This window comes from Halosegnis marinus, from assembly GCF_029338355.1.
Taxonomy (GTDB): domain Archaea; phylum Halobacteriota; class Halobacteria; order Halobacteriales; family Haloarculaceae; genus Halosegnis; species Halosegnis marinus.
This window is the reverse complement of sequence record NZ_CP119802.1, coordinates 2,478,452-2,503,694: the sequence shown is the minus strand read 5'-3', so window position 1 is coordinate 2,503,694 and position 25,243 is coordinate 2,478,452. Positions and strand designations below refer to the sequence as shown.

Sequence of the window (25,243 nt, the reverse complement as noted above, 5' to 3'; positions counted from 1 at the left end):
TCGCAACCGATTAGTCCGCGCCGGGCCTACCCGACGCCGTGACCACGTGGGTCGAGAACCCGACCGGGGGACGCGAGCGCGGCCCGCGGGGACTGGCGCGGGCGTGGATAGAGATACTCCGCCGGCCGCGCCGCTTCTTCGCGAACGGCGTCGCGCCGGGCGACCAGGCCCCCGGACTCACCTTCGCCGTGAGCGTCGCGCTCGTGTACGTGGCGACGCGGTTCGCGTTCCTCCCGAGCGCGCGGCCGGCCTTCTTCGCCAACGAGGCGGCCTCGGTCGGGGTCGGCCTGCTCGTCGCGGCGCTGATAATCGCCCCCGTCGCGCTCCACCTCGTGGCCGCGCTGGAGGTCGTCATCCTCATCGCCGTCGTGCGCGACCGCGCGGGCGTCTCCGAGACGGTCCAGGTCATCGGCTACGCCACCGCGCCGATGGCGCTCGCCGGCGTCGGCGTCCCGCCCGCGCTCGCCGACGTGGCCCTGCTCCCCGAGGTCGTCGCGGCGTGGCGGCTCGGCCTCGCGCTGTGGGGCGCCGGGCTGTTGTGGTACGGGATGGCGACGGTCCACGACACGTCGCTCGTTCGCGCGGGCGTCGCCGTCGCCCTGCCCGCGGTCATCGTCTTCGGCTACCTGTTCGGCGGCGTGTTCGCCTTCGAGACGCTGACCGGCATCGAGGTCGCGGACACGACGCCCCCGACGGGCGCGGGCACCGCGGCGTCGGGCGACATGGAAACGCAGTTAGTCGGCGGCCGCGAACCGCGACCGTGACGAACACGCAGGTCACCCTCATCCAGATAGACAACTACGGGCCGTGGACCGTCACCCCGGAGCCGCGCCGCGAGGTCGACCTCCAGACCCTCCAGTCGCGCCTCTACGCCGACCTCTCACAGCTGTTCGGCAACCGAGAGGGGTACGTCTTCTTCACCCGTTTCGACAACATGATCGCCGTGACGAACGGGCTGGACGCCGACGCCCACGCGCTGATACAGGAGTCCGTCGGCAACCGCTACCCGGTCACGGTCTCGCTCGGCGTCGAGGCCGACGCCTCCCCGGCCGCGGCGCTCGGCAGGGCGACGACCCACCTCCAGGACGCCGGCTCGGCACAGGACGCCGCCCGGACGGAGATACTCAGCGGCGCGCCGCTGGCCGAGGAGGACCGGGCCGATGACGACGTGCAGATCGCCCACTTCGACGTGAACGACGCCACGGGGAAGTACACGGACCAGCTGAACGAGTTCGACTCGTTCATCCGCATCGAGCAGGGGTACGCGAGCCTGATGCGCTACATGCGCGAGGCCCACGACGCGCTCTCCTTCTTCGTCGGCGGCGACAACGTCATCGCGGTCTGCCCCGCGATGGACGAGGCCGACTACCGCGACGCCATCGACCACGTCCGCGACGAGGTCTCGGTCGAACTGAAGGTCGGCGTCGGTCGCTCGCGCAACGCCCAGGGCGCGGGGATGGACGCGAAGCACGCGCTCGAGACCTGTCGACACGACAACACGGACGTCGAGTTCCGCTGACAACCCTCGCCCCGGCGGGTAGGTTTATAACGTCTGGACTGTCTAACATACGTGAACATGGAACAAGAACTCGACCGCAGACAGGTCATGAAGGCACTCGGCGCGGCGGGAATCACCGTCGGCCTCGCCGGCTGTTCGAGCGGCGGCGACGCGACGGAGACGGACACCGACGGCGGTAACGGAAACGGCGGCGCGACGGCCACCGACAGCGACGGCGGCATGGAGGGCTTCGAGGCGCGCGTCGGCGTGCTGATGCCCGAGACGGGCGACCTCGGCTCGCTCGGCGTTCTCATCCGCGACGGCGCGCTGCTCGCGGGGACGCAGATCAACGACGCCGGCGTCGAGGTAACCGTCGACAACCAGGTGGAGGACACCCAGACCGACCCGCAGGCGGGTATCTCCGGGGCGGAGGCGCTCGTCAACGGGGGCTACCCGGCCGTCGTCGGCCCGGCGTCCTCGAACGTGAACCTCGCGGTCGCACAGGAGGTGTACATCCCCAACGCGGTCGTCGGGATGTCGCCGTCCTCGACCGCGCCCGCGGTCACGAACCTCGACGACAACGACTTCATCTTCCGCACCTGCCCCTCGGACCTGCTCCAGGGGCCGGTGATGGCCGAGGTCGCGGCGAACCGCCTCGGCGGCTCCACGTCGTCGGCGCTGTTCCTCAACGACGCGTACGGCCAGGCGCTGAAGGACTCGTACGTCGCCGCCTTCGAGGAACTCGACGGCCAGGTCATCAACGAGGTGTCGTTCGAGCCCGGACAGGCCTCCTACTCGTCGCAGTGGGCCGAGGCGCTCAACGACAACCCGGACGTCGTGATGGTCGTCGGCTTCCCCGAATCGGGCATCCAGATCTTCCGCGACTACTACGGCGAGTACGCGAGCGACAACGACGCGGACATCCTCGTCCCCGACGGGCTCATCGACGACGACCTACCGGACGAGGTCGACAACGACATGGCCAACGTCACGGGGACGGCCCCCGCGACGGCCGGCCCGGGCGCGGAGTTCTTCAACAACTCCTTCCAGGAGCAGTACGACACCCAGCCCGGCCCGTTCTCCGCACAGGCGTACGACGCCATGGCGGTGCTCGTCCTCGCGGCCGCGGCCGCGGGCGAGAACGACGGCACCGCGGTGCGCGACAACATCCGCGCCGTGGCGAACCCCGACGGGACGGAGGTCACGCCGGGTAACCTCGCCGAGGGCGCCGTGATGGCCATGAACGGCGAGTCCGTCAACTACCAGGGCGCCTCGGGTGCCGTGTCGTTCGACGACAACGGCGACCTGCAGGCGGCGACCTACGACATCCTCGAAGTGCAGGACCGCGACTTCGAGCCGGTCGACCAGATAGAGTTCAGCGGCTGAGGCGGCCGCCCTTCGGTTTTCTTTCGCGCGCCGACCCGGGAGCAGCGGCGCCGTCGCTCGCCGTCGGGGAGAACGGGAGAACCGACGGGGGTTACCCGCCGAGGAAGTCGCGGCGGACCTGCTCGTCCGCGAGCAGGCGGTCGCCGGCGTCCGTGTAGCGGTTCTTGCCGTCCACGAGGACGTAGCCGCGGTCACAGCGGCGCAGCGCCTCCTTCGCGTTCTGCTCGACCATCAACACGGCCGTCCCGGCCTCGTTGATGCGGTCGATGCGGTCGAACATCTCCTCGACGAGGTCCGGGGCCAGCCCCGCGGACGGCTCGTCCAGCAGGAGGAGGTCGGGGTCGAGCATCAGCGCGCGGCCCATCGCGACCATCTGCCGCTGGCCGCCCGAGAGCGTGCCGGCCTTCTGCGTCTCGCGCTCGCGGAGGATGGGGAAGCGGTCGTACACGTCCTCGATGCGCTCCTCGGGGACGCTGTCGAGCACGTACGCGCCCATCTCCAGGTTCTCGCGCACGGACAGCCCCGCGAACACGTTGTCCGTCTGCGGGACGTAGCCGATGCCCTGCCGGATGATGCGCTCGGGCGGGAGCGTCTGTATCTCCTCGCCGTCGAAGTCGATGGTGCCGCCCATGTACGTCGTCAGCCCGAACACGGACTTCATGACGGTGGACTTGCCGGCCCCGTTCGGCCCGACGACGGTGACGTACTCGCCGCCGTCCACGTCGAGGTCGATACCCTCCAGGATCTGGAGGTCGCCGTAGCCGGCGTCGAGGTCGCGCACGGAGAGGAGGCTCTCCCCTTCCGTGGTGTGGGTCGTGCCCGCGCCGGTCGGCTCGTCCGTCGGGTCGTCCGCCGGCTCGGGGTCGCTCTCGGCGCTCATTCGCCGAGGTCCTCCCCGAGGTACGCCTCGATGACCTGTTCGTTCTCGCTTATCTCGTCGGCGTCGCCCTCGGCGAGCACCTTCCCCTGGTGCATGACGATGATGTGTTCGCAGTTCTCCATGATTACCTCCATGTCGTGTTCGACGAACAGGAACGTGTACCCCTGTTCGCGCAGGTCGTGGACCCGGTCGAGGAGCTTCTCCTCCAGCGTGGGGTTGACCCCCGCCAGCGGCTCGTCGAGCAGCACCATCTCCGGGTCCGTCATCAGCGCGCGCGCCATCTCCAGCAGCTTCCGCTGGCCGCCGGAGAGGTTGCCCGCGTACTCGCCCGCGAGGTGGTCTATTTCGAAGAACTCCAGCGTCTCCCAGACGTCCTCGCGTATCTGTTCCTCCTGCTTCACGACGCCGCGGCGGGCGACGGGCGCGACCGAGCGCCACGCCGACTCGCCGATCTGCCCCTTCGGGGCGAGCATCAGGTTCTCCAGGACGGTCATCTCCTCCAGCTCCCGTGCGATCTGGAAGGTGCGGACGAGCCCGTCCTGTGCGATCTGATACGGCTCCTTGCCGATGAGCTCCTCGCCGTGGAACCGGATGGAGCCGGCGTCGGGCGTGTGGACGCCCGTGATGCAGTCGAACATCGTGGACTTGCCGGCGCCGTTCGGCCCGATGAGCCCCGTGATGGAGCCCTCCTCGACGGAGAACGTCGCGCCGTCGAGCGCCGTCACGCCGCCGAAGCGCTTCTCCACGTCCTCCACCCGGAGCGGGAGCCCCGGCGGGGTCTGCTGGGCCGCCTTCTCCGTCTCGGAGTCGTCCGTCTCGGGGAGTTCGTCGGGGTCGGTCCCCTCGGGGGCGACGTCACTCATCGGTCTCACCCCCGTCGGCGGCGGCCGCGCCGCCGCTCCCGCCCGTCCCGCCCGTCCGCTCCGGGCGCACGGAGAGGTCCACCGCGGCGGCCTCTTCGATACGGTGCCCCAACAGTCCCTCCGGACGGCGCTGCATCAGGAGTACGAGGACCACGCCGAGCAGGACGAACTGGAGCGCGGCGATGCGCGTCTCCGTGATGTACACGACGAAGGTGTCCACGTTGCCCGACAGGAGCCCGCCGACCGCGTCGATGACCGTGGCGGGGTTGGCGTCGGCCGAGAACTGCTGACGGACAAACGCGCCGAACCGTCGCGGCGCCTCGAACAGCAGCCCGGCGAAGACGATGGCCCCGAGCACGCTGCCGGTGTTCGAGCCGGAGCCGCCGATCATCATCGCCACGAAGATGTAGAAGGTGATGACCGGCAGGAACTGCGGCGTCGGCGAGAACGACCCCTGGCTCCCCTGCCAGAGGATGCCGCCGAGCCCCATCAGCGCACAGCCGATCATGAACACCTTGATCTTCACGAGGTTCACGTTCTTGCCGAGCGCGTTGGCGACGAGTTCGTCCTCGCGGATGGCCTTCAGCACGCGGCCGAACGGCGACTTGCCGATGCGCGACAGCACCCAGTAGAAGGCGAGCACGAAGACGGCGAGGAAGAGGACGTACGCCCAGTTGATGACGACCGACTGGCGGATACCGCCGCCGACGCCGAGCAGGGCGAGGTCGTCGGTGATGCCGAATACCGCCTCGCCGAGCGGCGTCACGCCGTCGGCGCGGCTCCCGCCGGCATAGAACAGCGCGCGGAGCGGCTCGTCGATACCGGGGTCCACGCGGATGCCCGCGCCGCCGCCGGTCCCGATGCCGAACGTCTCGCGGAGGAAGCCGTCGAGCGCGCTCGACTGGAGCGAGAGCCGCACGATTTCGGAGAGGCCGAGCGTCACGATGGCGAAGTAGTCGGCCCTGAGCCGCAAGGCCGGCAACGCGGCCAGCAGTCCCAACACCGAGGCGACGGCCATCCCGAGCACGACGCCGACGGGGATCGGGAGGCCGAGCCCCGCGGGCTGGGTCGAGATGGCCGGGTCCACGGGCCGGGTGGCGATGGCGTAGGTGTACGCGCCGACGGCCATGAAGCCGGCCACGCCGATGTTGAACAGCCCGGTGTACCCCCAGTGGAGGTTCAACGCGAGCACGAGCAGCGCGTAGACGGCGGCGAAGAACGTCACCAGCCGGAGCGTGTTGGCGATGGCGTTGAGCCGCGCGTCGGGGTTCTGGTTCCAGACGAGTATCGTGAACAGCACGTAGGTCCCCAACAGCAGCAGGGCGACCTTCACGGCGTCGTGGTCGGCGACGACCTGTCTGACGCGGTCGGTCGCCGAGGCGCTCTCGGTCATGCGGTCGTCACCCCCGAGAACAGCCCCTGCGGGCGGAACAGCAGCGCGAGTATCATCACGGCGAAGGCCGCCGCCTCGTTGAAGTCGGCGGGTATCCACACCGTCGAGAGCGCGAACACGAGCCCGATGATGAGCCCGCCGGAGATGGCGCCGTAGATGGAGCCGATGCCCCCGAGGATGACCGCGGCGAATATCAGGAGGAGCAGCTGCCAGCCGAAGTCGAAGGCGATGGCGCCCTGGTACATCACGGTGAGGTAGCCGGCGGCCCCGGCCATCCCGCCGCCGATGAACCACGTGGCGGTGACGATGCGCTCGGTCGGGATGCCGGTGACGAGCGCGAGGTCCTTGTTGTCGGCCATCGCGCGCATCGCGGTGCCGAGCTTCGTGCGCTGGAGCAGGAAGTGCATCGCGGCCATCAGCACGGCCGCCGCGAGGACGGCGGCGAGCTGGTGGGCCGAGACGGTGAGCAGGCCGAAGAGGTCCACGGAGGAGCCTTCGACGCTCGCGGTGACGCCGCGGTTGCGGCTCCCGTAGAAGAAGACGACGAGGTAGCGCAGCGCGAGCGCGACGCCGACGGAGGCGATGAGCAGCGCGATACCGCTGCGGTCGCGCATCGGCTTGTACACGACGCGGTCGAGCCCGACGGAGAGCAGGCCGGTCGCGAGCGCGGCGACGAGCAGGCCGGCGAACAGCGCCCCGGGCGTCGTCAGCACGTGTGCGCCGATCTGCCCGGGCGTCGCGTCGCCCGCGGCGCGGACGAGGATGAGTTCGCCGACCGGGACGGCGCCGAGTCCGGCGACGACGTAGGCGACTCCCCAGCCGGTGAACCCGCCGACGGAGAGGAGGTCCCCGTGCGCGAAGTTCGCGAAGTTCAGAATGCTGTACGTCATCGACAGGCCGATACCCCCGAGGCCGAGCACCATTCCGATGACGAGCCCCGTCCAGATATTCGAGAGGAAGCGCTCGAACCCGAGCGTGCCCCCGAGCATCCCTGCGTCGACGCCCAGGAGCTTCAGGACGAGGTCGACCGCGAGCACGGCAGCGAACAGGCCGACGAGCAGGGTGCCGACCGGCACGCCGACACGCTCGCGCCCCCGACTGAGAGTGTCAGTAACGCCCATGTGTGTAAGTCACGCCGGTAGGTCGAACCTGACCCATAAATAAGCCTTCGCTAAGACCGCCACGCTGGCCGCTCTGTGGGCCGTTCGTCGTCGCCGAATGACACGACGCGCTCGCCCCGCGAAAACGGAAAGGCATTTGCTCGGGCCGTCGGACTCGCCGGTATGATACGGACGCTCGACGACCTGGACGCGGAGGGGGCCGCGGTCGGGGTCCGAGTGGACATCAACAGCCCGCTCGCGGCGGACGGCCTCGCGGACGACGCGCGGCTGCGGGCCCACGTGGACACCCTCTCGGAGCTCGCCGACAGGAACGCCCGGGTCGTTCTGCTCGCCCACCAGGGCCGGCCCGGCGGCGACGAGTTCTCGACGCTCGCCGCCCACGCCGCCCGGCTGGACGAGCTGCTCGACGCGTCCGTCGGCTACTGCGACGCGACGTTCTCGTCGGACGCGCGCGACCGCGTCGATGCGCTCGACGCGGGGAGTGTCCTCGTGTTGGAGAACACCCGCTTCTACAGCGAGGAGTACATGGAGTGGGACGCCGAGGAGGCGGCCGACACGCACCTCGTCGCGAAGCTCGCGCCCGCCCTCGACGCGTTCGTCAACGACGCGTTCGCCGCGGCCCACCGCTCACAGCCGTCGCTCGTCGGCTTCCCCGGACGCCTGCCGAGCTACGCGGGCCGCGTCATGGAGCGGGAACTCGACGTGCTCGGCAACATCGACGAGTCGCCCGAGCCCCGCGTCTACGTCCTCGGCGGCGCGAAGGTGACCGACTCCGTGGACGTGGCCCGGTCCGTGCTCGAACGCGGGCTCGCGGACGCCGTCCTCACCGCGGGCATCGTCGGCAACGCGTTCCTGCTCGCCGACGGCGTGCGACTGGGTGCTGCCTCCGCCGAGGTGGTGAACGACCGCTCCGCCGAGGCCGTCAAGCGCGCCGGCGACCTCCTCGACGAGTACGGCCACCGCATCTACCTCCCCCGCGACGTGGCGGTCGGGCGCGACGGGGAGCGCGTCGAACTCGACCTCGCCGACCTCCCGTCGCCCGAGCCGGCGATGGACGTCGGCTCGCGCACCGTCGCCGCCTACGCCGACGTGCTGGAGGACGCCGGCACCGCCGTCCTCAACGGCCCGGCGGGCGTCTTCGAGGACGAACTGTTCGCGTACGGCACGCGAGAGCTGTACGAGTCGGCGGCGCGCGCGGAGTACAGCATCGTCGGCGGGGGCGACACCGCCGCCGCGCTCCGCCGCCTCGGCATCGAGGGGTTCTCGCACGTCTCGACGGGCGGCGGCGCGGCCCTGCGGATGCTCACGGACGGCGACCTCCCCGCGGTGACCGTCCTCGACGACTGAATGGAGCTCGAACGCCCGACCGTCTCGTCGCTGGACGACCTCGTCGACCTCTGGGTGGACCTCGCCGCCGGCCAGCGGGCGTTCGGCTCGCACCTCCTCGCGGAGGGCAACCGCGAGGCCATCCGCGACGCGCTGTCCCGGCGCATCGTGGCCGGCGGCTGTCTCGTCGCCCGCGACCCCGACCCCGTCGGCTTCGTCACCTTCTACCCCGAGTCGCAGGCGTACGGACAGGACCGCGAGCGCGGCGTGGTCGAGAACCTCTACGTCGTCCCCGCGCGCCGCGGGGAGGGCATCGGGACCGAACTGCTCCGGGCCGCGGAGACCGCCCTCGCCGAGGGCGGGGCCGACGCCGTCGCGCTGGAGGTGCTCGCCGACAACGACGCGGCCCGGTCGTTCTACGCCGAGCGCGGCTACGACGCCCACCGAATCGAGATGGAGCGCCCGGTCGAACGCGAAACGGATACAAACGAGGGGGGGTAAGGAGCGGACGCGCCGTGGGAGCATGGGCGGTGCATGCACTCGATTTGTAATCGGGATTTCGTGGGTTCGAATCCCACCCACGGCTCTTGTCGTGCGACGCGCGACCGGAGAAGCGACCGCTCCGTCGCCACGCTACTCAGCCGGCGCCACTCGCTCGTAGCCGGCCGGCGTGACGCGGTACCGACGGTGCCCGGCATCGACGCACCGGAGAAGCCCGCTCTCGGCGAGCGCCCGAACCGTCGGTGCCACCGGTCCGTCCGTGGGGGTCGCGGCGGCGAGCGAGTGGACCGAGAGCCCGACGGGGTTGTTGGCGAGCGTCCACAGCACCGCGCGCTCGACGGCGTCGAGCTCCGGCGCGGCCTCGCCTTCCATACGTATCGATTCTCAAACTGCCTATTCAATACCCGCTCTACCCGGCTAGAGTCGGTCACGGATATTGACCTATTGAAAAGGACTATGTATCGCCCCTTTGCATCGCCGTGCGGACAAGGGGTGGGGGTACCATAGTCCACCACTCGTACTCGTCCCCTTGTCCGGCCTTTCTGCCGACCGCGGGTTTGCGAGACTAGGGTGTACGTTTTTACGGGAACCGGGCAAGTGGCGACGTGAGTAGTTAGCCATGAACGTACCAATGTTGACGACGGATTTCCTCGACCGCGGCGTCGACCTGTACGACGACGCCACGGCGGTCGTGGCCGACGACGGGACGGAGTACACCTACGCCGAGTTCGGCGAGCGGGTGAACAAGCTCTCGAACGCCCTGCTCGACATGGGGCTCGAACAGGGGGACCGGGTCGCGCTCGTGGCCGGCAACACGCACTACTTCCTGGAGACGCAGTTCGCGGTCCAGCAACTCGGGATGGTGTTCGTCCCGATAAACTACCGGCTCGTCTCGCGGGAGTACGAGTACATCCTGAACGACTCCGCGGCGGAGGTCGTCATCGCGGACCACGCGTACGCCGACGAGATACAGCCGATACGCGACGACGTGCCGGCCGAGCGGTTCGTCGGCTACGGAACCGACCGGATGGACGGCGAGTGGGAGGAGTACGAGGACGTCCTGCAGTCGGGCGCGAGCGAGGCCCCGGAGCGGCCCGACATCGCGGAGGACGACGACGCGACCATCAACTACACCTCGGGGACGACGGGCGACCCGAAGGGCGTCGTCCGCACCCACCGGACCGAACACTTCCACGCGCTCATCCTCGCGAGTCACATGGAGATGACGGACGACGACACCTACCTGTGGACGCTCCCGATGTTCCACTGTAACGGGTGGGGCCACACCTACGCCGTCACGGGGCTCGGCGCGACCCACGTGTGTCAGCGCGCGTTCGACGCCGAGGACACCTTCGACACCATCCGCGAGTACGACGTGTCGTACCTCTGTGGCGCGCCGACGGTCCTCAACAGGCTCATCGAGTACTACGAGAAGGCGTCGCCCGAGACGACCGGCTCGCGGGAGGTCCGGCTGGCGACCGCGGGGTCGCCGCCGCCGAAGGCCACCATCGAGCAGGTCGAGGAGTCGTTCGGCTGGCGGCTCATCCAGCTGTACGGCCTCACCGAGACGGCCCCGCTCGTCACCACGTCGAACTCCCGGCGGCGTATCGCGCAGGCCGAGCGGGCGGCCGACGTGAAGGTCAAACAGGGGTCGCCGACGCTCGCCACGCGCATCCGCGTCGTGGACGAACACGGCGAACAGGTGCCCAGGGACGACGAGACGATGGGCGAGGTGGTCGTTCGGGGCAATCAGGTGATGGACCGCTACCTGAACAAGCCCGACGCGACCCACGAGGCGTTCAACGACCGCATCGAGGGGTGGTTCCACACCGGCGACGTGGCGACCGTCGACGGGGACGGCATGATACAGATCAAGGACCGCCGGAAGGACATCATCATCACGGGCGGGGAGAACGTCTCCTCCATCGAGGTGGAGGACACACTGTACGACCACCCGGACGTGTTGAAGGCCGCCGTCGTCGGCACGCCCGACGACGACCTCGGGGAGATGGTGACCGCCATCGTCGTCGAGAAGGAGGGCGCGGACCTCACCGCCGAGGAGATCGAGGCGTTCGCGCGCGAGCGCATGGCCGCCTACAAGATACCGCGGCGTATCGAGTTCTCCGAGGACCTGCCCGAGACCGCGACCGGAAAGGTCCAGAAGTACGAGATACGTGAGGAGTACTGGGAGGGGGAGGAGCGGCGCATCTGACGGCACGCGATAGACAGTTACTTGTCCCACTGTGGACGACCAACGGATATGAGCGCAACACTCGTCTTCGCCCTCATCGCGCTGGTCGTCGTCGTCCTGGTGCTGTTCTGGCTGGCGACGGCCCACTACGTCGGCGAGGTCCTGTCCGACTCGAAGGACGACGGCCACGGCGGCGCGGGCCACTAGTTACTCGGTCAGTCCCTCCAGCAGCGTCGCGGCGAGCCGCTTGTCGAGCGGCGCGTTCGCGTTCCCGCAGTGGGGCGACTGGACGCAGGCCGGACAGCCCTCCTCGCAGTCGCAGGCCCGGAGCATCGAGCGCGTCCGGCGCATGTGGGCGTCCACCGACCCGAACCCCTCGCGCATCAGGCCGACGCCCCCCGGGTAGCCGTCGTAGACGAATATCGTGGCCTTCCCCGTGTGGGGATGCAGCGGCGTCGAGAGCCCCCCGATGTCCCCGCGGTCACAGAGCAGGTCCGCCGGGTACATCGATATCATCGCGTGCTCCGCGGCGTGGATACCGCCCGGCAGGTCCCCGCCCTCGCGGAGCGTCCGGTCGAGGTCGTCGGGCACGGTGAAGTAGAGCGCCTTCGTCCGGAGGGTCGTCTCGGGGAGGTCGAGCGACTCCTCCGAGAGCGTCTCGCCCGAACTCGAATCGCGGCGCTCGAACCCCGTGATTCGCTTCCGCATCGTCACCTCCGCGAAGCGGACGGACACGTCCTCGCGCGCGGCCAGCGTCGTCTCGCGGAGGTCCCGCTCGACGGTTATCTCCTTCTCGTGGAGCGTCCGGGTGTAGTAGTCGGCCCAGGTCGGCTCCAGCGCCGCGACGCCGTGGTCGAGGTCCAGTTCGACTACCTCGTACGTCTGTCCCTGGTGGTGGTATATCGCGCCGGGGTGCGCGTCGCGCAGGCCGTCGTCGAACGGGAGCGACGCGATGACGTCGCCGTTCCGGCGGTCGGTGAGCTCGATCTCGCGGTCGGACACCGTCCGCAGGCTCATCTCGTGTTGCGGGGAGCCGTCGCCGCCGTCCGTCCAGCGGGTGCCCTCGGGCGTTGACCGGCGCTCGAGGAGCCCCTGCGACTCCATGTGGGTGACGAGGTCGGGAAACGTCCCGCCGAAGTGGCGGTCGTCGTCCGGCTTCAGCCACGTCTCGCGCGCGGCCGACCGGACGTGGTCGGGGAGGAGTTCCTCGTTCTCGGGGTTCGAGACGGCCCGCTCCGGCTCCCCGTCGAAGAAGTCGTCGGGGGCGCGCGCGAAGTACTGGTCCAGTTGGTCCTCGCCGGGCACGACGACGACGAGCGAGGGGTCGGTGCCGCGGCCCGCGCGCCCGGCCTGCTGGAACGCGTTCATCCGCGTGCCGGGGTAGCCGTCGAGTATCACGCAGTCGAGCCCGCCGATATCGACGCCGAGTTCGAGGGCGTTGGTCGACCAGACGCCGCGCACCTCGCCCGACTTGAGTCCCGCCTCGATGTCCGCGCGCGTCTCGTCGCGCAGGGCGGCCTGATACGCCGCGACGCCGGACGCGAGGTCGTGGTCGCCCCGCTCGCGGAGCGCGCTCGCCGAGTCCGTCGCGTACCGCTCGGCCGTCTGTCTGGAGGCGGTGAACACGACCGTCTGGTGCCCGCGCGCGACGAGGTCACAGAACAGCCGCTTCGCCTCGACGTGCGAGGAGCGGCGGCGACCGTCGCCGAAGCCGCGCCCGTCCTCGTACTCGGGCGGGTTCCACCACACCCAGCGGGTCGGTCCCGACGCGGAGGTGTCCTCGTCCACGAGGGCGAAGGAGTCGGGGTCGCGGCCCGTCACCGTCGCCGCGTGTTCGACGGGGTTGCCGATGGTCGCCGAACAGCAGACGTAGTCGGGGTCCGCGCCGAACCGCTCGCAGACGCGGTTCAGCCGCCGGAAGACGAGCGAGACGTGGCTGCCGAAGATACCCCGGTACGCGTGCACCTCGTCCACGACGACCGTCTCCAGCCGCTCGAAGAACCACTTCCACAGGCGGTGCGAGTGGGGGAGGATCCCGTAGTGGAGCATGTCGGGGGTCGCCAGCAGGACGGTGGGCTGGCGCTCGCGGACGGCCTCCTTCTCCGAGCGCGACAGCCGGCCGGTGTACTCGTCCACGGTGACGCGCGAGCCGAACCCGAGTCCGTCGGCGAGGTCGGAGAGCGTCTCGCGCTGGTCGTTGATGAGCGCGACCTGCGGGCCGACGTACAGCGTCGTGCCGACGTGGTCCATCGCGCGCTCGAACGCGGGCACCGTGTACGCGAGCGACTTCCCCGACGCGGTCGGGGTGGCGAGCACGACGTCGCGTCCCGCCCGCGTCGCCTCGACGGCGCGCGCCTGGTGCTCGTAGAGGTCGTCGATGCCGCGGTCGGCGAGCGCCCGGGCCAGCCTGTCGTCGGTGTCGAGCGGCCGCGTCGCGGCCTCGCGGCCGGGCAGGACGCGCTCGTCGGCTATCTGGCCGTCGTAGTACGGGCGCTCGCGCAGCGCCGCGACGGTGTCGTCCACGCGAGCGATTCGGCCCCGCCACGCAAGACTCCGTCGCCGCGAAACGCTCAAACCCCCTCGCGCCGGTGTGAGGGCATGGTTACGACCGGGGCGCTCGCGGTGGGTGTCGTCGTCGCGGCGGCGGCGGTGACCGCCGCGCTGCTCGTCCTCGAAGGGCCGACGGTGTCCCGCGGGAGCGTCGTCGCTACCCTCCCGTGGATGGTGACGGCCGGACTCCTGCACGCGCTCGGCGCGTACGGGGCCTACCCGGCTTGGCTGCTCCCGGTCGTCAGACTCCCCGTCGGCGTCCTGCTCGTCTTCGTCCTCGGGACGGTCGTGTGGGTCGTCGTCCGGCAGTTCGCCGCCGTGCGCAACGTGACGTACGGGTCCGGCCGCTATCTGGCCGCGACGGGGACGGGCGCGGCGTTCGTCGTCCTCGTCGCGGTCGTCGTCACCGCCGCGCCGTCGGCCGAGGGGTTGCTGTGGTTCGCCGCCGCGCCGGTCATAGCGGCCGTCCTCGCCTCGGTCGGCGCGCTGTCGCTCGGCGTCCTCGACCCGTCGGGGCTGGCCCGGACGCGGTGGGTCGGCTGGCTCGTCGCGTTCGGCTTCGCCCTGCTCGGCGCGACGGTCACGGTCGGCATCGACGTGTTCGGCGTACCGACCACCCCCGCGACGGCCCCCTTCGTCGTCCTGGGGGCGGCCCTGCCGACGGGTTCGGTGACGGCGGCGTGGCCGCTCGCGCTCATGGGCCTCCTCCTCGGGCTGTCGATGGTGACGGCGCTGGCCCGCGTCATCGACGAGGACCCCAGTTCCGGACTCGTCCTCGCCGTCGCCCTCGCGGCCGGCACGGTGACCCCCGCCGTCGCGCTGCTGGCCTCGACGGTGCTCCGGTAGGGTTTAGTCCGACAACGACTATGTGTAACTATGGCAACCTCGAGCGAACGGGACCAGTTGGGCACCCTCGTGGCCCTCCTGGTCGGCGCGATGGCGGGCCTCATCGTCGCCGTCCCGGCGCTCCCGCGGGACCGCCCGCTGCTGGTCGCGGGGCTCGAACTCGGCCCGGCCGAGACGGCGCTCGTCCTCGGCGCGGGGGCCATCGTCGCGCTCCCCGTCGTCGTCCTCCTGTTGTCCGCCGTCTTCGACCTGTAAGCGGCGTGTACTCTTCGTCGCCGGGGCCGACCCCCGCGTATGGCGGACCGAATCGGGCGGGTCGTCCCCCGCTACTGGGAGGGCGTCGCCGCGGCGCTGTTCCTGCTCGTCGCCGCCGACCTCCTGACCACGGTGTACGCGGCGCGCGCGGTCGGGGTCGGCGCGGAGGCGAACCCGGTGGTCAGGTGGGCACTCCGGCGGGGGGTCGGGACGCTCGTCGCCGTCAACCTCGTCGCGCTCGTGCTGCTCGTCGGGCTGTTCTACGCGCTCGCCGAACTCCTGAAGCGGACCGGTCCCGACCGCCGCCGCTCGCTCGCGATGCTGGTCGAGGTGTTCATCGGGCTGCTGTTGTTCGCGGGGTTGGCGGTGGTCGCCAACAACGCCGCGGTCATCGTCTCCGGCGGCGCGGCGGGCTAGTCCCAGCGCGCGCGACAGCCGTCGTCGCAGAAGTGGACCGACCGCACCGCGTCGTCCTCGACCCACGTGAGAACCCGGTGGTCCGGCGCGTCCACGACGGGCTCTCCGCACGTGCCACAGCGCGGGGCGTCGTCGGGGTCCACGTCCTCACCGAGGTCGGAGGTCGGGTCTACCATCGTCGGACCGTTCGGCGGCGACCACTTAGCCGTGCGCACGGCGGCGAAACTGACGCCGTCACGACGGCCGCTCGTAGTCGTCGTCCACCATCCGGGCGGACATCGGCCGCGGGTCGCCCTCGGTGAGGTTGTACACCGAGAAGTCGGTCACGCCGGCCTCGCGGAGCAGGTCCTCGTCGTACACGCTGTTGCCGGTGTACTCGGCGGGGTCGCGCGACAGTATCTCGAGCACGGTGTCGGAGACGATGTCGGGCGTCCGCCAGTCGTCCTCGGTGCCCATCCCGAAGTAGCGGGTGGCGCGCGTGTCGATGGCCGTGACGGGCCAGAAGCTGTTACAGCCCACGTCGTCGTCCGCGAGTTCCCCCGCGAGCGACAGCGTGACGAAGCTCATCCCGAGCTTCGACCACGTGTACGCCGCGGAGCCGGGGGCGCGGTCGGTCGCGACCGGGGGCGCGTTCGTCAGTATCCACGCGTTCTCGACCTCGCGGAGGTGGTCGACGAACGCCCGGGAGACGACGTGCGTCCCGCGGACGTTCACGCCCGTCAGGAGGTCGAAGCGGTTCGCGGGCAGGTCCTCGACCGGCAGCGGCTGGATAGCGCTCGCGTTGTTGATGAGGATGTTCACCTCGCCGAAGTGGTCGATGGCCTCCTCGACGGCGGCCTCGACCGCGTCCTCGTCGCGGATGTCCAGTTCGATGGGGAGCGCCTCGACGCCGAGTTCCTCGCACTCGCGGGCCGTCTGCTCGATGGTTCCTTCGAGGTCGCGCTCCTCGCCGTAGTCGTTCGCCTCGCTCGTCTTCCCCGTGGAGACGATGTTACAGCCCTGCTCGGCCAGCGCGAGCGCGATGGCCTTGCCGATGCCGCGCGTGGTTCCGGTTATAAAGGCCGTGCTCCCCGTGAGGTCCGGCTTCGTCGGTGCCATAGCTCCCCTTGTGGCCTCCCCGTCATAATCCCCCGCGGTCGCGCCCGGTCAGCGGTCGCGCACGACGGACTCGCCCGGCGTCGTCGTCGCGCCCGCCGAGAGCACGACCCCCGCGTTGAGCGAGGTGTTTATGGCCGTCTTCGCGCCGGGGCCGGCGACGACGCCGAACTTCCGGCGGCCCGTCGAGACGCGTTCGCCCTTCACCGTCACGCGCACGTCGCCGCCGTCGTGCCGGAGGTTCGCCACCTGCGTCCCCGCGCCGAGGTTGACGCCCTCGCCGAGCACGCTGTCGCCGACGTAGGAGAGGTGCGGCACGTTCGCGCCGGCCATGACGACCGTGTTCTTCAGTTCGACGCCGTTGCCGACGTGACAGTCCGGCCCGACGAGCGTCGCGCCCCGCAGGTAGGCGTTCGGTCCCACGTCCGCGCCGGCACGGACGAGCGCCGGCCCCTCGACCACGACGCCCGCGTCCACCCTCGCGCCGTCCTCCACGACGACCGGGCCGCGCAGGTCCGCGTCGGGGTGGACCTCGCCGTCGAGCCGGCGCTCCAGCTCGCCGAGTTTCCACTCGTTCGCTTCGAGCAGTTCCCACGGGCGACCGACGCCGAGCCACCGCTCGACGGGGACGGCCGTCACGTCGTACGCCTCGACGACGCGCTCCACCACGTCCGTTATCTCGTACTCGCCCCGCTCCGACAGTTCCACCTCGTCGAGCCAGTCGGCCGCCTCGGCAGGGAAGTGGTACGCGCCGACGTTGACGCGGTTCGACGGCGGCTCCTCGGGCTTCTCGACGATACCCGTCACCTCGCCGTCGGCGATGGAGAAGACCCCGTACGGCCGCGGGTCATCGACCTCGTAGGCGCCCACCGCGGGACAGGCGTCGAACAGTGCGTCGAGGGCGGCCCGGTCGTAGAGGTCGTCGCCGTTCAGCACGACGAAGTCGTCGTCGAGGTGCTCGCGCGCCGCGGCCGCGGCGTGGGCAGTTCCCAGTTGTTCCTCCTGCGTCGCGTACTCGACCGGGACGCCCCGGTACTCGTCCCCGAAGTGCTCCCGAACGCGGTCGGCCTCGTACCCCACCACGAGGACGAGCGTGTCCGCACCCGCCTCGACCGCGGCGTCGGCGGTGTGCGCGACGAGCGGCCGGTCCGCGACCGGCAGCATCGGCTTCGGGACCGTTTCCGTGAGCGGTCGCATGCGGGTCCCCTCCCCCGCTGCGAGGATGACGGCGTGCATACCCGTGGCTCGACACGGCGCCGCAAAGGCGTACCGCCTGTGTTCGGAAGGCGTTTGGCCGCCCGCGTGAACGACCGCTATGGTCAACCTCGAACTCTCCGTGCTCGCGCTGGCGACGGGGACGCTGCTCGGCGTCGTGTTCGCGTACATCCAGGTGCCGATTCCGGCCCCGCCCGAACTGCCGGGGCTGCTCGGCATCGTCGGCATCTACCTCGGCTACAAGCTCGTCGAGCGGGCGGGCGTCGGCTACGACCTGCTCGGCGCGCTGGGACTGTAGCGGGCGAAGAGAACGGAGAAACGCGGGAGAGACGGGAGCGTCAGTAGGAGCGGATCTTCGGCTCGTACGCCTTGTCCTGGCCCTCCAGGATGACGTCCGTGTAGTAGAGGTCCGGCGAGCCGTCGTTCCACGCGATCATCGTGTGCTTGAGCCAGTGCTCGTCGTCGCGCTCCTGGTGTTCCGCGCGCCAGTGGGCGCCGCGGAACTCGTCGCGCGCCAGGGCGCCGAGCGTGATGGTCTCGGCCACGTCGATGAGGTTGCGCGTCTCGATGGTGTGGATGAGATCCGTGTTGAACGTCCGCGACGGGTCCGCCACGGCGACGTTCTGGTAGCGCTCGCGGCACTCGCGGATGGCTTCGAGCGCCTTCTGCAGGCCCTCCTTCTCGCGGAACACGTTCACCCACTGGGTCATCGCGTCCTGGAGGTCGGCGCGGATCTCCGCGTGGTTGATGCCGTCGCGCTCCATCAGCGTCTCGACGCGCTCGCGCTCGGTTTCGAGCGCGGACTCGACCACGGCGTCCGGGTCGGCGGTCACCGCGCCGCCGTCGGCGGCCACGTCCGGGTCGGGCCGGTCGAGCGCGCCCGGCGAGACGGGCGTGTCGAGGTCCGTCTCGTGCTCGATGGCGGCGCTCGGCCCGGTCTGTATCTGGGCCTCGCCCATGTCGCGCCCGGCGGCGTGGTAGCCGGCGCGCGCGCCGAAGACGATGAGTTCGGGGAGGGCGTTGCCGCCCAGCCGGTTCGAGCCGTGGACGGAGACGCAGGCGCACTCGCCCGCCGCGTACAGCCCGGAGACGCAGGTCTCGCCGTTCTCGTTCGTCTCGATGCCGCCCATGTGGTAGTGCTGGCCGGGCTTGACGGGCATCGGCTCCTCCAGCCCGTCGACGCCCTCGAAGTCCTCCGCGAGGTGGAGGATGTTCTCCAGGCGGTCCACGATGCGCTCCTCGCCGAGGTGGCGCATGTCGAGGTAGACGTACTCGTCCTCGATGCCGCGGCCCTCGTTCACCTCGGTGAGTTCCGCGCGCGAGACGACGTCGCGCGAGGCGAGTTCGCCGTCGTTGTTCGCGTAGCCGCGCTCGAACATGAACCGCTCGCCCTCGCTGTTGTAGAGGATGCCGCCCTCGCCGCGGACGCCCTCGGAGATGAGGACGCCGGTGCTCGGGAGCGTGGTCGGGTGGAACTGGACGAACTCGGGGTCCTCCATCGGGACGCCCGCGCGGTACGCCATCGCCGGGCCGTCCCCGGTGTTGGCGACCGCGTTCGTCGTGTGGTCGAACGCCTGCCCGTCGCCGCCGGTGGCGAGGATGACGCCGCCGGTGGCCTTGAACGCCGTGAGGTCGCCGCTCTTGATGTCGTAGGCGATACAGCCGTGACACTCGCGGTCCTCCGGGTCCGGGTGGTCGGTGACGGCGAGGTTCGCCACGTAGTACTCGTCGTACACCGTGATGCCCCGCTTGACGACCTGCTCGTACATCGTGTGGAGCAGGTGGTGGCCGGTTTCCGCGCCGGCGTAGGTGGTCCGCGGGAACGAGAGGCCGCCGAACGGCCGCTGGGAGACGCGCCCGTCGTCCTCGCGGGAGAAGGGCATTCCCCAGTGTTCCAGCTGGATGGTCTCGCCGGGGCTGTCCTGACAGAGGGTCTCGATGGCCGGCGCGTCGCCGAGGTAGTCCGACCCCTTCATCGTGTCGTACGCGTGGTCGGTCCAGTCGTCGCCGTCGCGAAGCGCCGCGTTGATACCGCCTTCCGCCGCGCCCGTGTGCGAGCGGACGGGGTGGAGCTTCGTGACGATGGCGACGTCGGCCCCCTCCTCGTGGGCCGCGATGGCCGCTCTGAGGCCGGCACCGCCGCCGCCGACCACGATTACGTCGTGTTCGTGCATTGGTCTGTGGTTGTGAGTTGGTTAGGGTTGTACGCTCTTAGGGCTGTTGCGCGGTTACCAGAACTTGAGGTTCTTCTTCACCGCCTCGCGCTTCAGCGCCTGGATGTGCTCCGTCAGGGGGATGTCCTTCGGACACACCTCGGTACAGGAGAACTGGGTCTGACACCGCCAGACGCCGTGCTCCTGCTCGATGATGTTCAGCCGGTGTTCCGTGAGGTCCTCGCCCTCGCGCTCGTCCATCGCGAAGCGGTACGCCTTGTTGATGGCCGCGGGGCCGAGGTACTGGTTGTCGCCGGCCGCGATGTTACACGAGGACATGCACGCGCCACACCAGATGCAGCGCGTGGACATCTTGATCTTCTCGCGGTTCTCCCGCGACTGGCGCTGTTCGTTCAGGCCGTCCGGGGTGTCCTCGTCCTGGAAGTACGGCTCGACCGACTCCATCTGGTCGTAGAAGTGCTCCATGTCCACGACGAGGTCCTTCACGACCTCGGCGTGCGGGAGCGGCTCGATACGGACCGTGCTCGGGACACCCTGCTCCGCGAGGTCCGCGACCTGCGTCTTGCAGCCGAGGCGCTGTTTGCCGTTGACGAACAGCGCGTCGGAGCCGCAGACGGCCTGCCGGCAGGAGTGCCGGAAGGTGAGCGAGGAGTCGTAGTGGTCGCGCGCCCACATCAGGGCGTCGAGCACCGTCATCCCCTTCGAGAAGGGGACGGGGAACGAGTCGAACCGGGGCTCCTCCTTCTCGGGGACCTCGGGGTCGTAGCGGAACACCTTCAGCTCCACCGTCCGGTCGGCGTTCTCGACGGCCTCGCGGGCCTGTCGTCGCGCCTCGCGGTTCGCCTCGTCTATCTCCTTCTTCTCCATCCGGGCCTGCTGGTACGCCGACTCGCCCGCCGCGCGGGCGGCACCGACGGCCTCGGTCTGTTCCTCCTCCGTCTCGGTTTCGGTTATGCCAGTACTCATGCTATCGTGACACCCGCCATGACGAGCGCGAGGCGGACTATCTGGACCGCGAGCAGCAGCGACGCGACGACGAGCACGCCCTTCACCGCCGTCTTGCCGGTGCCGGAGAGGCCCTGGTTGACGAGGGCGTTGTAGATGCCGTTGACGCCGTGGAACGTCGCCGTGAGGCCGAACGCGACCATCGTGACGAAGTACCCCGGCTGCTGCATCCGCAGTTGGGTCCCCTGGAACGTGACGTCCGCCGCGTGGTTGACGAAGTGGAGCGTCATGAAGTGGAACGCGAGCACGACGACGAGGAACGCCGCCGTGAGCCGCTGGAGCAGCCAGCGCGTCCCCTTCGGCTCGAACGAGGAGTAGCGCTCCGCCATCAGAGGGCCCCCGCGAGGAAGGTCGGTACGGAGGCCACGACGATGGCCCCGGTCAGTACGAGCGACGCGTAGAAGCTCCGGTCCTGCGACTCCAGTCCGAGACCGAGGTCGACGAACAGCAGGCGGACGCCGTTGAGGATGTGGAACACGGCGACTGCCAGCAGCCCGACCTCGAGGAAGCGGACGACGAGGAGTTCCTCCAGCCCCTGTAGCGTCGAGGTGTACACCTCGGGACCCGACATGGCCGTCGAGAGGACGGCGATGTGGGTGAACAGGTAGCCGATGAGGACCCAGCCGGTGAACTTGTGGAATATCCACGCCCACATACCGGCGGAGAACTCCGTCCACCGACCGAAGTCCTCGACGAGGCCCCGGTCGTACGATTGACTCATGCGTACGCGTCTCAGTACCCACCGGACATAGTAGTTGCCTTCTCCCCGTTTCCCGCCGCGTCGCTTTGCCGGTATCGGGGTCGCCCCCGCGACGGCTACGGCCGGTCCCCGGCGGCCTGTTGGTTCTCCAGCGCGCGCCGGGTCGGATCGTCCAGTTCGACGAGGTGGCACAAGGGGTTCCCCGGATAGACGAGCGGGTTCTCCAGGATGCCGACGAGCAGGCCCGTGAAGGGGGCCCGGACCACGTCGGAGTCCTGCTTGAACGGGTTCGTGATGGTGCAGATGCGGTCGTCGGCCTCCACCAGCGCGCCGCGGTCGTGGTGCATCTCCACGAGGCCGCCCGTGTCCGCCCGGAGCCACGTCTTCTCCACGTCGTCGTCGATGACGGTGCGCCAGCCGGGCCACGCGACGACCGCCTCGTCGCGCAGGCCGAACTCCGCGAGGACGGAGAGCGTCCCCGAGAGCGCCCGGTCGATGAGCGCGCGCTGGAAGCGGTGGGCCTCGCCCATCTCTATCGTGATGGTCGGGGTCCCCGACTCGGAGGCCTCCCGGCGGAGCGACCCGCTCGGGCCGCTCCCGTCGATGATGACGTTCGACGCGAACGCGTTCCCGACGCGCGCGACCGCCGGGTCGTCCATGTCCGCCCGGACGTGGAGCATGTTGGTGCGGCCCCGCGTCGAGGTATGGAAGTCGAGTCCCACGTCGCACGGCTCGATGAAGTTGCGGAAGACGCGGTTCGCGATGCGCTTCGCGCTCGTGGAGTCGGGGTCGCCGGGGAACGAGCGGTTCAGGTCGCGGTCGTAGATGGGGAGGTACCGCTCCTGGGCGATGAAGCCGGGGACGTTCAACACGGGCATACACACGAGCGTCCCCCGCAGGTCCGTGTGGTCCCAGTCGTGGGCGACCTCCCGGACGACCTCGATGCCGTTGAGTTCGTCCCCGTGGGCCGCCGCCGAGAGGAACGCGGTCGGGCCGTCCCGCTCGCCGTTGACGACGGTGACGGGGATGCGGATGGGGTCGCCGAGATACGTCTCGGAGACCGAGTACCGGATGTTCTGGGTCTCCCCGGGGGCGACGCTACCGCCGTCGTACGTGAACGCGCCGGCGACCATACCTCCCGTCGGCCGGCCGCACGTAAAAAGCCGCGTCGGACGCGGCGCGCATCCGTCAGTTCTTTCTCGGGGGGCAACCCCCGTCAGACAATGAACGACGACATCACGGTCGGGGTGCTGAGCCTCCACAACTCGAAGGAGACGAAGGCCATCCTGAACGCGGCGGACGACCTCGGGGCCGGGACGGAGTGGCTCCGCGAGGAGACGCTCTCCGTGGACATCGACGACGGCGAGGTGACGCTCGCCCCCGACGTGGATATCATCGTGAACCGCCTGCTGCTCTCGAAGGAGGAACAGCCGGCGGAGGCGCTCGGGCTGGCGACGATGCTCGACCGGATGCGCCCGATGCTGAACCACCCGATGGAGACGATGACGGCGATGCACAAGTTCGCCTCCGGCACCGCGCTCGCGGAGGCGGGCCTCCCCGTCCCGGACGCGTTCATGGCGCTGTCGGCCGACCGGCTGAACGAGGACCGCGAGAAGTTCGGCGAGGAGGTCGTCTACAAGACGGCTATCGGCACCCACGGCGGCGGCACGTGGAAGATAGACGCCGGCGAGCCGGTGAACCCGATGGTCGGCTCCCGGCAGGCGTTCCTCCAGCGCTTCATCGACCACGACCAACAGCGCCACTCCGACCTCCGCGTCTACGTCGTCGGCGAGAAGGTCGTCGGCGCGATGAACCGCTACGCCCCGGAGGGCGACTGGCGGACGAACGTCGCGCTCGGCGGCGACGTGGAGAACGCCACCGAGGGGCTCACGGACGAGGTGAAGACGATGGCAAAGCGCGCCTCCGACGTGGTCGGCCTCGACTACGCCGGGGTCGATATCGTGGAGGGCGCCGACGGCTACTACATCCTCGAAGTGAACCCGACGGCCGGCTTCAAGGGGCTGTTCCAGGCGACCGGCCGCTCGCCCGCGCCCTTCATCGCCCGCCTGGCCATCGAGCGGGCGGGCGGCGAGGTGGACGAGGAGCGCGTCTACGAACTCGCGGCCACCCTCGACGACTCCCGGCCGGCGTGTATGCCGCGCAAGCCGCAGGAGACGACGACGGAGCTCTCCGTCATCGGCTACATCGAGGAGGTCGTCGCGATGGGGACGCGCGGCCAGAAGTCCGTCCTTGCCAAGTCGGACACCGGCGCGACCCGGACCAGCATCGACTCCCGGCTCGCGGCCGAGATCGGCACCGGCCCCATCAAGGACATCGTGCGCATCAAGTCCGGGTCGCTCAAGAGCGGGAAGTCCCGCCCGGTCGTGGACCTCGTCGTCGGCATCGGCGGCCGCCAGCACACCGTCACGGCCAGCGTCGAGGACCGCGCGCACATGGACTACCCGCTCCTGCTCGGGCGCGACATCCTCCAGCACTACCACGTCGACGTGCGCCGGCGCGCCGACGAGGAGGACGACGAGACGCCGGCCGACGAGGTCGCCTTGGAGTAGATGGACCCGCACGACCGGCTCCGCGAGGACCCCGAACTCGGCCCGCTCGTCGCGGACCACGGCGAATTGGAACTCGAACGGGCCGACGACCCCTTCGCGCGGCTGGTCGTCGCCGTCTGTAACCAACAGCTCTCGCAGGCGTCCGCCGCGGCCATCGAGGAACGGCTGTTCGACCGCTTCGACGTGACGCCCGCGGCGATGCTGGCGGCCGACGACGAGGCCCTGCGCGACGTGGGGCTGTCCGGTCAGAAGGTCGGGTACGTCCGCAACATCGCCCGCGCGTTCGACGGCGACCTCTCGGTCGCGGCGCTCGACGACATGACCGACGACGAGGTCCGCGACGCGCTCACCGGCATCACGGGCGTCGGACCGTGGACCGCCGACATGTTCCTGCTGTTCGTCCTCGCGCGCGAGGACGTGTTCCCGGTCGGCGACCTCGGCATCCGGAAGGGGATGGCCGCGCTGTACGGCTTCGACGTGGAGGACCGCGCCGGCATGACCGAACACGCCGAGCGGTGGGCGCCGTATCGCTCGTACGCCGCCCGGTATCTCTGGCGCGCCGACGACTGACGCTCAGTCCACGCGCCGCGCCGGGTTCCCGGCGACCGTCGCGCCCGCCGGCACGTCATCGACGACGACCGCGCCCGCGCCCACTGTGGCGCCCTCGCCGACGGTTATCGCCCCGACGAGCGTCGCGTTCGCCCCGAGGGTGACGCCCGATTCGACGGTCGGGTGGCGCTTCGTGCGCTCGCTCGACCGCCCGCCGAGCGTGACGCCGTGGTACATGTTCACGTCGTCGCCCACCTCGGCCGTCTCCCCGACGACGACGCCTATCCCGTGGTCGACGAACACGCGGCGGCCGAGCGTCGCGCCCGGGTGTATCTCGACGCCGGTGAGAAAGCGGACGACCTGCGAGAGGAAGCGCGCGAGGAGTCGGTGGCCGCGCCCCCACAGCGGCCCGCAGAGGTAGACGTGGAGCCAGACGGCGTGCAGGCCGGGATACAGGAGCGCCTCGGCCGTCGAGGTGGCGGCGGGGTCGGTGTCGAGCGCGGTACGGACGTCGTCGCGGAGTCTGTCGAACATAGTGTGGTGTCGCTGTCGGGGGTGTGGTCTGCGGACGGGGCGCGCGAGGGAGAATCAGCGACGGCGACAGGGACCGACGGCACGGACCGTCGGCTGGCGGGCGGGGCGACCACGGCGGGAGTGGCCGAACATACCCCGGTCGAGACGGCGGGGGCGTGAAAAGGTGTCGGGCGG

28 protein-coding genes and 1 tRNA gene are annotated in these 25,243 nt (G+C 70.1%); 14 read left to right on the top strand and 15 right to left on the bottom strand.

Annotation, left to right across the window (positions count from 1 at the left end):
• Positions 1 to 38 precede the first annotated feature (38 nt).
• The 3 genes from P2T37_RS13925 to P2T37_RS13915 are packed head-to-tail and all read left to right on the top strand — an operon-like array spanning position 39 to position 2,884.
• The gene (locus tag P2T37_RS13925) at positions 39 to 764 is read left to right on the top strand and encodes a YIP1 family protein (protein ID WP_276234564.1); all 726 of its coding nucleotides are present in this window, start codon (positions 39 to 41) and stop codon (positions 762 to 764) included.
• Positions 761 to 1,519, top strand: coding sequence for a GTP cyclohydrolase III (locus P2T37_RS13920; protein WP_276234563.1), 759 nt, complete (start codon positions 761 to 763; stop codon positions 1,517 to 1,519). The genes P2T37_RS13925 and P2T37_RS13920 overlap by 4 nt, the downstream gene beginning before the upstream one ends.
• A 57-nt stretch (positions 1,520 to 1,576) precedes the next feature.
• Positions 1,577 to 2,884 carry an ABC transporter substrate-binding protein gene (locus tag P2T37_RS13915; RefSeq protein ID WP_276234562.1) on the top strand — a complete coding sequence of 436 codons (1,308 nt, stop codon included), beginning with the start codon at positions 1,577 to 1,579 and terminating at the stop codon, positions 2,882 to 2,884.
• A gap of 91 nt (positions 2,885 to 2,975) precedes the next feature.
• Here P2T37_RS13915 and P2T37_RS13910 read toward each other — a convergent pair whose 3' ends face one another.
• From P2T37_RS13910 to P2T37_RS13895, 4 genes are read right to left on the bottom strand one after another with little or no spacing between them, the layout of a single operon-like run.
• Positions 2,976 to 3,764: an ABC transporter ATP-binding protein gene (locus P2T37_RS13910; protein ID WP_276234561.1), complete on the bottom strand. Its 789-nt coding sequence runs from the start codon at positions 3,762 to 3,764 to the stop codon at positions 2,976 to 2,978.
• Positions 3,761 to 4,627 carry an ABC transporter ATP-binding protein gene (locus P2T37_RS13905; RefSeq protein ID WP_276234560.1) on the bottom strand — a complete coding sequence of 289 codons (867 nt, stop codon included), beginning with the start codon at positions 4,625 to 4,627 and terminating at the stop codon, positions 3,761 to 3,763. The genes P2T37_RS13910 and P2T37_RS13905 overlap by 4 nt, the downstream gene beginning before the upstream one ends.
• On the bottom strand, positions 4,620 to 6,020 hold the full coding sequence (locus P2T37_RS13900; RefSeq protein WP_276234559.1) for a branched-chain amino acid ABC transporter permease: 1,401 nt from the start codon (positions 6,018 to 6,020) through the stop codon (positions 4,620 to 4,622). The genes P2T37_RS13905 and P2T37_RS13900 overlap by 8 nt, the downstream gene beginning before the upstream one ends.
• Complete coding sequence (locus P2T37_RS13895; RefSeq protein ID WP_276234558.1) at positions 6,017 to 7,141, bottom strand: branched-chain amino acid ABC transporter permease; 1,125 nt, start codon at positions 7,139 to 7,141, stop codon at positions 6,017 to 6,019. Before P2T37_RS13895 ends, P2T37_RS13900 begins: the two co-directional genes overlap by 4 nt.
• 162 nt (positions 7,142 to 7,303) lie before the next feature.
• Here P2T37_RS13895 and P2T37_RS13890 point away from each other — a divergent pair, with 162 nt between their 5' ends.
• From P2T37_RS13890 to P2T37_RS13880, 3 genes are all read left to right on the top strand, one after another.
• Positions 7,304 to 8,488, top strand: a complete 1,185-nt coding sequence (locus tag P2T37_RS13890; protein ID WP_276234557.1) for a phosphoglycerate kinase — start codon at positions 7,304 to 7,306, stop codon at positions 8,486 to 8,488.
• Positions 8,489 to 8,968, top strand: a complete 480-nt coding sequence (locus tag P2T37_RS13885) for a GNAT family N-acetyltransferase (RefSeq protein ID WP_276234556.1) — start codon at positions 8,489 to 8,491, stop codon at positions 8,966 to 8,968.
• 11 nt (positions 8,969 to 8,979) lie between these two features.
• A tRNA-Thr gene (locus P2T37_RS13880) sits at positions 8,980 to 9,053 on the top strand.
• A 47-nt stretch (positions 9,054 to 9,100) separates the two neighbouring features.
• Here P2T37_RS13880 and P2T37_RS13875 read toward each other — a convergent pair.
• A complete protein-coding gene (locus tag P2T37_RS13875) occupies positions 9,101 to 9,340 on the bottom strand; it encodes a hypothetical protein (protein ID WP_276234555.1) in 240 nt (79 codons plus the stop codon).
• Between the two features lie 247 nt (positions 9,341 to 9,587).
• On the opposite strand from P2T37_RS13875, the gene P2T37_RS13870 reads away from it, so the two are divergent.
• Positions 9,588 to 11,180: a long-chain-fatty-acid--CoA ligase gene (locus P2T37_RS13870; protein ID WP_276234554.1), complete on the top strand. Its 1,593-nt coding sequence runs from the start codon at positions 9,588 to 9,590 to the stop codon at positions 11,178 to 11,180.
• A gap of 48 nt (positions 11,181 to 11,228) precedes the next feature.
• Positions 11,229 to 11,366: a hypothetical protein gene (locus P2T37_RS13865; RefSeq protein ID WP_276234553.1), complete on the top strand. Its 138-nt coding sequence runs from the start codon at positions 11,229 to 11,231 to the stop codon at positions 11,364 to 11,366.
• Here P2T37_RS13865 and P2T37_RS13860 read toward each other — a convergent pair whose 3' ends face one another.
• Positions 11,367 to 13,682, bottom strand: a complete 2,316-nt coding sequence (locus tag P2T37_RS13860) for a DEAD/DEAH box helicase (protein ID WP_276234552.1) — start codon at positions 13,680 to 13,682, stop codon at positions 11,367 to 11,369.
• A gap of 75 nt (positions 13,683 to 13,757) precedes the next feature.
• Here P2T37_RS13860 and P2T37_RS13855 point away from each other — a divergent pair, with 75 nt between their 5' ends.
• From P2T37_RS13855 to P2T37_RS13845, 3 genes are read left to right on the top strand one after another with little or no spacing between them, the layout of a single operon-like run.
• Positions 13,758 to 14,555 carry a hypothetical protein gene (locus tag P2T37_RS13855; RefSeq protein ID WP_276234551.1) on the top strand — a complete coding sequence of 266 codons (798 nt, stop codon included), beginning with the start codon at positions 13,758 to 13,760 and terminating at the stop codon, positions 14,553 to 14,555.
• A gap of 30 nt (positions 14,556 to 14,585) precedes the next feature.
• Positions 14,586 to 14,810, top strand: coding sequence for a hypothetical protein (locus P2T37_RS13850; RefSeq protein WP_276234550.1), 225 nt, complete (start codon positions 14,586 to 14,588; stop codon positions 14,808 to 14,810).
• Positions 14,811 to 14,849: 39 nt separating this feature from the next.
• Positions 14,850 to 15,227 (top strand): DUF5658 family protein, encoded by a 378-nt coding sequence (locus P2T37_RS13845; RefSeq protein WP_276234549.1) that lies wholly within the window; start codon positions 14,850 to 14,852, stop codon positions 15,225 to 15,227.
• Here P2T37_RS13845 and P2T37_RS13840 read toward each other — a convergent pair.
• From P2T37_RS13840 to glmU, 3 genes are read right to left on the bottom strand one after another with little or no spacing between them, the layout of a single operon-like run.
• The gene (locus tag P2T37_RS13840; RefSeq protein WP_276234548.1) at positions 15,224 to 15,403 is read right to left on the bottom strand and encodes a DUF7576 family protein; all 180 of its coding nucleotides are present in this window, start codon (positions 15,401 to 15,403) and stop codon (positions 15,224 to 15,226) included. The genes P2T37_RS13845 and P2T37_RS13840 overlap by 4 nt on opposite strands.
• Before the next feature lie 58 nt (positions 15,404 to 15,461).
• Entirely contained in the window at positions 15,462 to 16,325 is an 864-nt protein-coding gene (locus P2T37_RS13835) for an SDR family oxidoreductase (protein ID WP_276234547.1), read from the bottom strand.
• A gap of 48 nt (positions 16,326 to 16,373) precedes the next feature.
• On the bottom strand, positions 16,374 to 17,558 hold the full coding sequence (gene glmU / locus P2T37_RS13830) for a bifunctional sugar-1-phosphate nucleotidylyltransferase/acetyltransferase (protein ID WP_276234546.1): 1,185 nt from the start codon (positions 17,556 to 17,558) through the stop codon (positions 16,374 to 16,376).
• A 79-nt stretch (positions 17,559 to 17,637) separates the two neighbouring features.
• On the opposite strand from glmU, the gene P2T37_RS13825 reads away from it, so the two are divergent.
• A complete protein-coding gene (locus tag P2T37_RS13825) occupies positions 17,638 to 17,835 on the top strand; it encodes a XapX domain-containing protein (protein ID WP_276234545.1) in 198 nt (65 codons plus the stop codon).
• Between the two features lie 40 nt (positions 17,836 to 17,875).
• Here the strand turns inward: P2T37_RS13825 and P2T37_RS13820 are convergent, their stop codons facing one another.
• The 5 genes from P2T37_RS13820 to P2T37_RS13800 form a co-directional block, all read right to left on the bottom strand.
• Positions 17,876 to 19,711 carry an FAD-binding protein gene (locus P2T37_RS13820; RefSeq protein WP_276234544.1) on the bottom strand — a complete coding sequence of 612 codons (1,836 nt, stop codon included), beginning with the start codon at positions 19,709 to 19,711 and terminating at the stop codon, positions 17,876 to 17,878.
• Positions 19,712 to 19,765: 54 nt separating this feature from the next.
• Complete coding sequence (locus P2T37_RS13815; RefSeq protein ID WP_276234543.1) at positions 19,766 to 20,677, bottom strand: succinate dehydrogenase/fumarate reductase iron-sulfur subunit; 912 nt, start codon at positions 20,675 to 20,677, stop codon at positions 19,766 to 19,768.
• Positions 20,674 to 21,045: a succinate dehydrogenase/fumarate reductase transmembrane subunit gene (locus P2T37_RS13810; RefSeq protein WP_276234542.1), complete on the bottom strand. Its 372-nt coding sequence runs from the start codon at positions 21,043 to 21,045 to the stop codon at positions 20,674 to 20,676. The genes P2T37_RS13815 and P2T37_RS13810 overlap by 4 nt, the downstream gene beginning before the upstream one ends.
• Positions 21,045 to 21,437 carry a succinate dehydrogenase, cytochrome b556 subunit gene (sdhC, locus tag P2T37_RS13805; protein WP_276234541.1) on the bottom strand — a complete coding sequence of 131 codons (393 nt, stop codon included), beginning with the start codon at positions 21,435 to 21,437 and terminating at the stop codon, positions 21,045 to 21,047. The genes P2T37_RS13810 and sdhC overlap by 1 nt, the downstream gene beginning before the upstream one ends.
• 95 nt (positions 21,438 to 21,532) lie before the next feature.
• Positions 21,533 to 22,549, bottom strand: a complete 1,017-nt coding sequence (locus P2T37_RS13800) for a succinylglutamate desuccinylase/aspartoacylase family protein (RefSeq protein ID WP_276234540.1) — start codon at positions 22,547 to 22,549, stop codon at positions 21,533 to 21,535.
• A gap of 90 nt (positions 22,550 to 22,639) precedes the next feature.
• Between P2T37_RS13800 and P2T37_RS13795 the strand changes: the two genes are divergently transcribed.
• Together P2T37_RS13795 and P2T37_RS13790 are read left to right on the top strand one after the other, a co-directional pair.
• Positions 22,640 to 23,986: a RimK family alpha-L-glutamate ligase gene (locus tag P2T37_RS13795; RefSeq protein ID WP_276234539.1), complete on the top strand. Its 1,347-nt coding sequence runs from the start codon at positions 22,640 to 22,642 to the stop codon at positions 23,984 to 23,986.
• Positions 23,987 to 24,556 carry a DNA-3-methyladenine glycosylase family protein gene (locus P2T37_RS13790; RefSeq protein ID WP_276234538.1) on the top strand — a complete coding sequence of 190 codons (570 nt, stop codon included), beginning with the start codon at positions 23,987 to 23,989 and terminating at the stop codon, positions 24,554 to 24,556.
• A 3-nt stretch (positions 24,557 to 24,559) separates the two neighbouring features.
• Here the strand turns inward: P2T37_RS13790 and epsC are convergent, their stop codons facing one another.
• Complete coding sequence (epsC, locus tag P2T37_RS13785) at positions 24,560 to 25,069, bottom strand: serine O-acetyltransferase EpsC (protein ID WP_276234537.1); 510 nt, start codon at positions 25,067 to 25,069, stop codon at positions 24,560 to 24,562.
• Positions 25,070 to 25,243 lie beyond the last annotated feature (174 nt).

Coding starts and splice junctions, on each gene's coding strand:
- P2T37_RS13910 (WP_276234561.1), bottom strand. CDS start 3,764: ATGAGCGCCGAGAGCGACCCCGAGCCGGCGGACGACCCGACGGACGAG.
- P2T37_RS13825 (WP_276234545.1), top strand. CDS start 17,638: ATGGTCAACCTCGAACTCTCCGTGCTCGCGCTGGCGACGGGGACGCTG.
- sdhC (WP_276234541.1), bottom strand. CDS start 21,437: ATGAGTCAATCGTACGACCGGGGCCTCGTCGAGGACTTCGGTCGGTGG.
- epsC (WP_276234537.1), bottom strand. CDS start 25,069: ATGTTCGACAGACTCCGCGACGACGTCCGTACCGCGCTCGACACCGAC.
- P2T37_RS13790 (WP_276234538.1), top strand. CDS start 23,987: ATGGACCCGCACGACCGGCTCCGCGAGGACCCCGAACTCGGCCCGCTC.
- P2T37_RS13850 (WP_276234550.1), top strand. CDS start 14,586: ATGGCAACCTCGAGCGAACGGGACCAGTTGGGCACCCTCGTGGCCCTC.
- P2T37_RS13800 (WP_276234540.1), bottom strand. CDS start 22,549: ATGGTCGCCGGCGCGTTCACGTACGACGGCGGTAGCGTCGCCCCCGGG.
- P2T37_RS13820 (WP_276234544.1), bottom strand. CDS start 19,711: ATGCACGAACACGACGTAATCGTGGTCGGCGGCGGCGGTGCCGGCCTC.
- P2T37_RS13835 (WP_276234547.1), bottom strand. CDS start 16,325: ATGGCACCGACGAAGCCGGACCTCACGGGGAGCACGGCCTTTATAACC.
- P2T37_RS13905 (WP_276234560.1), bottom strand. CDS start 4,627: ATGAGTGACGTCGCCCCCGAGGGGACCGACCCCGACGAACTCCCCGAG.
- P2T37_RS13845 (WP_276234549.1), top strand. CDS start 14,850: ATGGCGGACCGAATCGGGCGGGTCGTCCCCCGCTACTGGGAGGGCGTC.
- P2T37_RS13900 (WP_276234559.1), bottom strand. CDS start 6,020: ATGACCGAGAGCGCCTCGGCGACCGACCGCGTCAGACAGGTCGTCGCC.
- P2T37_RS13915 (WP_276234562.1), top strand. CDS start 1,577: ATGGAACAAGAACTCGACCGCAGACAGGTCATGAAGGCACTCGGCGCG.
- P2T37_RS13795 (WP_276234539.1), top strand. CDS start 22,640: ATGAACGACGACATCACGGTCGGGGTGCTGAGCCTCCACAACTCGAAG.
- P2T37_RS13815 (WP_276234543.1), bottom strand. CDS start 20,677: ATGAGTACTGGCATAACCGAAACCGAGACGGAGGAGGAACAGACCGAG.
- P2T37_RS13865 (WP_276234553.1), top strand. CDS start 11,229: ATGAGCGCAACACTCGTCTTCGCCCTCATCGCGCTGGTCGTCGTCGTC.
- P2T37_RS13810 (WP_276234542.1), bottom strand. CDS start 21,045: ATGGCGGAGCGCTACTCCTCGTTCGAGCCGAAGGGGACGCGCTGGCTG.
- P2T37_RS13840 (WP_276234548.1), bottom strand. CDS start 15,403: ATGGTAGACCCGACCTCCGACCTCGGTGAGGACGTGGACCCCGACGAC.
- P2T37_RS13895 (WP_276234558.1), bottom strand. CDS start 7,141: ATGGGCGTTACTGACACTCTCAGTCGGGGGCGCGAGCGTGTCGGCGTG.
- P2T37_RS13870 (WP_276234554.1), top strand. CDS start 9,588: ATGAACGTACCAATGTTGACGACGGATTTCCTCGACCGCGGCGTCGAC.
- P2T37_RS13855 (WP_276234551.1), top strand. CDS start 13,758: ATGGTTACGACCGGGGCGCTCGCGGTGGGTGTCGTCGTCGCGGCGGCG.
- glmU (WP_276234546.1), bottom strand. CDS start 17,558: ATGCACGCCGTCATCCTCGCAGCGGGGGAGGGGACCCGCATGCGACCG.
- P2T37_RS13885 (WP_276234556.1), top strand. CDS start 8,489: ATGGAGCTCGAACGCCCGACCGTCTCGTCGCTGGACGACCTCGTCGAC.
- P2T37_RS13890 (WP_276234557.1), top strand. CDS start 7,304: ATGATACGGACGCTCGACGACCTGGACGCGGAGGGGGCCGCGGTCGGG.
- P2T37_RS13875 (WP_276234555.1), bottom strand. CDS start 9,340: ATGGAAGGCGAGGCCGCGCCGGAGCTCGACGCCGTCGAGCGCGCGGTG.